At 72.2% G+C, this 5,383-nt stretch carries 6 protein-coding genes; 1 reads left to right on the forward strand and 5 read right to left on the reverse strand.

What is annotated here, in order from left to right; genetic code table 11:
* Together ACFFNX_RS41000 and ACFFNX_RS41005 are read right to left on the reverse strand one after the other, a co-directional pair.
* On the reverse strand, positions 1 to 564 hold a 564-nt coding region (locus ACFFNX_RS41000), incomplete at its 3' end, for an alpha/beta hydrolase family protein (protein WP_378211578.1).
* A gap of 12 nt (positions 565 to 576) precedes the next feature.
* Entirely contained in the window at positions 577 to 1,191 is a 615-nt protein-coding gene (locus ACFFNX_RS41005) for a CGNR zinc finger domain-containing protein (protein WP_378211580.1), read from the reverse strand.
* A 242-nt stretch (positions 1,192 to 1,433) separates the two neighbouring features.
* Here ACFFNX_RS41005 and ACFFNX_RS41010 point away from each other — a divergent pair, with 242 nt between their 5' ends.
* Positions 1,434 to 2,357 carry a LysR family transcriptional regulator gene (locus tag ACFFNX_RS41010; RefSeq protein WP_378211581.1) on the forward strand — a complete coding sequence of 308 codons (924 nt, stop codon included), beginning with the start codon at positions 1,434 to 1,436 and terminating at the stop codon, positions 2,355 to 2,357.
* On the opposite strand, the gene ACFFNX_RS41015 is transcribed toward ACFFNX_RS41010, so the two are convergent.
* The 3 genes from ACFFNX_RS41015 to ACFFNX_RS41025 form a co-directional block, all read right to left on the reverse strand.
* The gene (locus ACFFNX_RS41015; RefSeq protein ID WP_378211582.1) at positions 2,350 to 2,943 is read right to left on the reverse strand and encodes a helix-turn-helix domain-containing protein; all 594 of its coding nucleotides are present in this window, start codon (positions 2,941 to 2,943) and stop codon (positions 2,350 to 2,352) included. The two genes, ACFFNX_RS41010 and ACFFNX_RS41015, sit on opposite strands and share 8 nt — an antisense overlap.
* A gap of 284 nt (positions 2,944 to 3,227) precedes the next feature.
* Positions 3,228 to 4,730 (reverse strand): AfsR/SARP family transcriptional regulator, encoded by a 1,503-nt coding sequence (locus tag ACFFNX_RS41020; RefSeq protein WP_378211583.1) that lies wholly within the window; start codon positions 4,728 to 4,730, stop codon positions 3,228 to 3,230.
* Positions 4,705 to 5,383 (reverse strand): MmyB family transcriptional regulator (locus tag ACFFNX_RS41025; RefSeq protein ID WP_446678551.1); only part of this gene is annotated, 679 nt, incomplete at its 5' end. The genes ACFFNX_RS41020 and ACFFNX_RS41025, both read right to left, overlap by 26 nt.

Raw genomic sequence — 5,383 nt, forward strand, 5'->3', positions numbered from 1 at the left:
GAGCGTCGCGATCCGCTCGGCCTGCGGCTGTGCGGCGATGTCGTCGAGGAACTCCCTCCGGATGCGGAACGCGCGGCCGGCGAGGACGACCTCGGCCTCACCTCGGCGCGCGATCTCGTCGCGGCCGTCACCCAGCAGGCGCAGGACGTGCTCGGGATCGGCGGGCGCGGCGATGGCCGCGACCGCGCGTACCTCGGGTACGCGACGGGCCGCGGCGAGCGCCGCCGCACCGCCGAGTGAGTGCCCGATGAGAAGCGACGGCGCCGCGAACTCCGCGCGCAGGTGGTCGGCCGCGCACACGAGGTCCTCGATGTTGGAGGTGAAGCCGGTGTTGGCGAAGTCACCGCCGGAGCCGCCGAGACCGGTGAAGTCGAACCGCAGCACCGCGATCCCAGAGCCGGCGAGGGCGCGCGCGATCCGCGCCGCCGCGACCACGTCCTTGCCGCACGTGAAGCAGTGCGCGAACAGCGCGTACGCGCGGGGAGTGCCCTCGGGCAGCTCCAGCCGGGCGGCCAGCGGCAGGCCGTGCGATCCGGCGAACTCGAGCCTCCTGCTGTTCGTCACGCGTTCTCCCGATCAGCGGTGGCGGTGGTAGTGGCGGGCGACCCGGGCGCGGTTGCCGCAGAGGGCCGAGCACCATTCACGCCGCGCGTGCTCCGCGACGAAGAAGAGCAGGCAGTTGGGCGCGAGACAGGCGCGGAGCCGTCTCCGCTGGGCTCCGGCGAAGAGCTCCACGCCCTGATGGGCGATCAGGGCGATCGCCAGGTCGGCGGGGCCGTCCGGCGATCGGAAGGCACGGGACGGCGGCCCGTCGGAGGGCCAGACGAGCTCGGGCCAGGTCCCGGCGAACGCGTTGAGCGCCGTCACGGCGTCCGGTCGTGTCAGCTCCGGCGCCGTGGCGGGCGGACGCGGGTCCGAGGTCATCTCCGAGGCCAGGCGGCGCAGGGCGTCACGGAGCGAACGCACGCGCCCGGAGACGGGACGCACGGCGTCCTCATCCAGTCCGTCGCACGGTGCTCCGGCCGCGACGCCGACGCGGTCGCCGACCGCGCGCAGCCAGGCCGCGACTCCGGCGTCGTCCTCCAGCGCGTCGTGCACGCCCTGCCGGCCCACGCCGACGGTGTTCATCAGCTCGACCGGGAGCGGTTCGCCCAGCAGGACCGCACCGGCGACCACCTCGTCGTTCCCCACGTTCCCCACGTTAGTACACCGACTAATGGATAACTGCGGAGTAGGCGTTTGGCCGAGCCTCCGGCGGCGGGCGTCCAGGCCGGGTGCCCGGCATGGTATCGTCCTAATGGAAAAATAATATTTAACCATTAGAATCCTCCGGAGCGATCACGGGCGTCCACGTCCACCGGTCGTTCGGAGTGCCGGTGAGCTGCGAAGATGCAAACTTTGGAGCTTTGAGAGCTACTGGGTAGGTTTCGCGAATGGCTACACTTCGGGCCCTTGAGTGCCTGGTCGCGCTGGTGGACGCCAGGTCGGTGACGGCGGCGGCGGCAGCGTTGCACATGTCGCAACCGGCGCTGTCGCACCAGATCTCGGCGCTTGAGCGTGAGCTGGGCACGCCGGTGGTGGAGCGGCTTCCACGGGGCGTGCGCGTGACCGCCGCGGGTCGTGCCGCCGCCGAAGAGGCGCGCGCGGCGCTCCAGGCCGCGGACCGTGCCGTGCGGGTGGGCCGTCAGGTCGGGGAGGGCCGGGGCGGACGTCTCCGGATCGGATGTGTCGAGACGATGACGCCGTGGCTCCTGGTCCCGATCTTGCGCCAGTGGCGCTCGCGCCGGCCGGACGTCCGGCTGGAACTGGCCGAGTTCACCAGCTCGGACCGCATGGTCGGCGTACTGGCCTCCGGCGAACTTGATCTGGCGGTGGGTCCGCCTCCGACGAGCACCGGCGCCCACGTCGAGGTCCTCGGCCAGGAGGAGATCGTCGTGGTGGCGCGTGAGGACCACCGGTTCGCCGCGCAGCCGTGGGTGACGGTGGACCAGCTCGCCCACGAGCCCTTCGTGCACTACGACCCGAGCAACGGCAACGCCGTGTGGGTGGACCGGTTCGTCGCCAAGCACGACGTCACGCTCAACGCGGTGCTCCGCACCGGTAGCCCGAGGACGGCGGCGCAGCTCGCCGGCGCCGGTCTCGGTGTCACCATCGTGCCGGTCTCCGCGCTGACCGCACGTCCCAGCGGTGTCGTGCGTCGGCTGGAGCCCCGGGTTCTGCGCGACGTGATCGCGGTCGTCGCGGCCCCCTCCGACGCTCTCGTCAGCCGGTTCGTCGGCGACCTTCACCAGCGCGGGCTGCCGACGGTCAACACGGAGGCCGCACTGTCGGCCGACGCGGCGTCGCCTCTCAGATGACGCCCGCACGCAGGGCGAAGGCGACCGCGTGGCAACGGTTGCGCAGCTTGAGCCGGCTCGTGAGCTCGTACAGGACGTGCTTCACGGTGCTCTCGGAGTAGGCGAGCTCTCTGGCGATCTCACTGGTGTCGGCGCCGTCGGCGACCAGACGAAGGACGTCGACCTCGCGGGGTGACAGCCCCGCGCCATTGATCCCCATCGGGGCCAGTACGTCGGTCTGCATCTGCCTGACCAGCGTCATCAGCCGCCCGAGGGCGGCGCGCGACATCACACCCTCACCGGCCGCCGCCGCGACGACGGCCTCGTTGAGCTCGTCGTTGTTCATGGACCGGCGGTCCACGAAGGCGACCACTCCGCACTCGATCAGGGTCAGGAGCGACGCCTCGCCGAGATTGTCGGCGAGCAGCACGATGGGTACGTCCTGCTCGGCGACCTCGTGGAGCTGCCGCACGACCGACGGCAGCAGGGTCTCGGCCGCGAAGACCACCACCTGGACCGCCTGGTCGGGATCGTGGACGGGCGTGATCTGGGGATGTTCTCCCAGGATCGTCGTCAGGCCGACCAGGATGATCGGGTCCCGGGCCACAGGGCGCACAGTGACCTGGCTCACCATTCCTCCGGAAACTAGATCAGACTCCGGAAGTCTGCGACACCCGACCTTCAGAACACCTTGACGCGGGCCTGGACACGTCTCACCCGCGCCGGTGGCATATCACGCGACGGCGCTCGGTGCCGGAAACTCTAGGCGCGCCCCGTGCGACGACCAAGACGCCGATGCCTGGATGGGCACGAAAGATCCGAGCCGATCGTCCGATCGGTGAAACCAGGACCGGGCGATCGGCTCGTCCGCGTGTTCGGCGAGCCGGCTCCTCAGGCGGGACTGCCGGTCGTGCGCCGCCGGGGCTGCCCGACCTCGACCGTACGGGCCCGCTGCGGCACGTGCGGACTGGCAAGCCCCTCTGAGCCCTTCAGCCGGACGATGGCCAGGTACCGGTTGAGCTCGGTGACGTCGGCGGGGTCCGTCGCGGTGGCGAGAGCGTCGGCGATGACCGACTCCGGGAGCCGGTCGAGCCGGGACAGGGCGCGCACCAGGGCCATGCGCAGCCGCTCCCGTACCACCGGGCACATCCGGCACTCGGCGGTCGTGCGTTCGACGAGCCGTACGGCGAGGTCCGGTGCGGTCCGCACCAGTTCGGAGACGTTGGCCGACAGCCAATCCACGGCCCACGCGTCGAGTTCGACGTCGTCGACGACCAACTGGCGGGCCACCGCGTCCGGCGGGCCACCGCCCGCCGCGAGCGCCCGCGCCGCCCGCGTGTGCATCACCGTGCGGAGCGGGCGGGTGATCCGTTGGTAGACGGCCTCTCCCCGCGCCGGGTGGCTGAACCGGACACGTCCGCCGCCGGTCTTCAGGAGACCGGCGGCCACGGCCTCGCCGGCCAGGCCGTCCAGCCGGTGCCCGCTCTCCGGCAGTACGAGCGTGAGCCACGCCGCCGGGACGTCCCCGCCGAGGACGGCGAGCCAGCGGAGGAGGTCTCGCGTCTCGCCGGACAGGGGGCGTACGGCCTCGTCCGCCGCGGGCCGTGGCGGGCGCGGCGGGGAGACGGCGGCGTGCGTCTCTCCCGCATGGTCGTGGAGGATCCGCTCGTGCAGCCGCCGAAGCGAGGGGCCGGGTTCGGAGCCGAGCTCGCGGCGCAGCGTCTCACGCGTGTCGCGGAACAGCTCCAGGGCCTCGGCCGGGCGGCCGCCCCGGTGCAGCGCGAGCATGCGCAGCTCGCGCAGCGACTCACTGAACGGGAACAGCTCGATCAGCCTCGCCAGGTCGGCGGCGGCCTCGGCGTGTGCGCCGAGCGCCAGGCGTGCCCTCGCGTGGGCCTCGCGGACCTCCAGCAGCCGCATGCCGAGTTCGTGTCTCCTGACCTCGGCGTACGGACCGGGCACGCCCGCCAAGGGCTCGCCGCGCACCAGATGGAGCGCCCGGGTGTAGTGGTCGAGGGCTCTCTCGTGGTCGCCCTCGGCGGCGTGGGCCGCCGCCGTCCCCGCGAGATCCTCGAAGGCGGACAGGTCCTGGGCCTCCAGCGGGATCCGCAGGCGGTAACCGGGCCGGTCCGAGACGAGAAGCTCCGGGGCGTCGGCCGCCGCGAAGGCGCGCCGGAGCCCCGTGAGGTAGGTGTAGACGCTGCCGTCCGCGGTGGGCGGCGCGGACTCCCAGAGGGCGGTCACGATCTCGCGCCGGCTCGTCCGGTGCCCCTCGCGGCCGACAAGTGTGACGAACGTGGCCAACTGGAGCCCCGAGCCCAGATTCACCGGCCGGTCGGCGACGGACATCCGCACCGGCCCGAGCAGGTCAACGCGCAGAGGAGTCCCTGTCATGCCGTTCCACTTCGGTCGGGGAGCCCACTAGGGGTCTGACCTTTTCGCAGTATACGGTCGGGCCTCGGTCGAACCTGTACAACGCCGTACGGAACGCCGCCGGGTCGTCGGGGATCATGATGAAGATCGTCTGGTCGGGGGCGCCGTGTACCGAGATCGCGGAGTTGTGGAACCACAGCGGCCCGGCGGCGGGGTGGTGAATCACCTTCTCCTCGGTATCCCACGCTGACACCCGGTGCTCGGTCCAGAGACGGCGGAACAGCGGGCTGGCGGCGAGGAGCTCGTCGACGATCTCGTGCGCACGCGGGCCGTCGGGACGGCGGCCCGCGTCCATCCGGAGCATGCCCACCAGCTCGCCCGCGGACTTCTCCCACTGGTCTCGGTAGATCTCCCGTGCGACCGGCGAGAGCAGCATCCAGCGGACGGCGTTCCGCTCGCGCGAGGGGAGCGCGTCGAAGTCGGTGAAGACGAAGCGCGCCGCCGCGTTCGCCGCGAGAACGTCCACGTAGGGGCCGCACAGGATCGCGGGCGTGTCGCCGAGGACGTCGAGGACCCGGCGCGCCCGGATGCCCGCAGCGCCGGAGGGCGTGGAGGCGGGCGCGCCCTCGCCCGCGAGCGTGCGGAGGTGGGCGCGCTCCTCGGCGGACAGCCGG

Source organism: Actinoallomurus acaciae (assembly GCF_042429965.1).
Lineage (GTDB): Bacteria > Actinomycetota > Actinomycetes > Streptosporangiales > Streptosporangiaceae > Actinoallomurus > Actinoallomurus acaciae.

What these genes read in the sequence shown, in the direction of transcription:
- ACFFNX_RS41010 (WP_378211581.1), top strand. Translation starts at nt 1,434, where the DNA reads ATGGCTACACTTCGGGCCCTTGAGTGCCTGGTCGCGCTGGTGGACGCC.
- ACFFNX_RS41020 (WP_378211583.1), bottom strand. Translation starts at nt 4,730, where the DNA reads ATGACAGGGACTCCTCTGCGCGTTGACCTGCTCGGGCCGGTGCGGATG.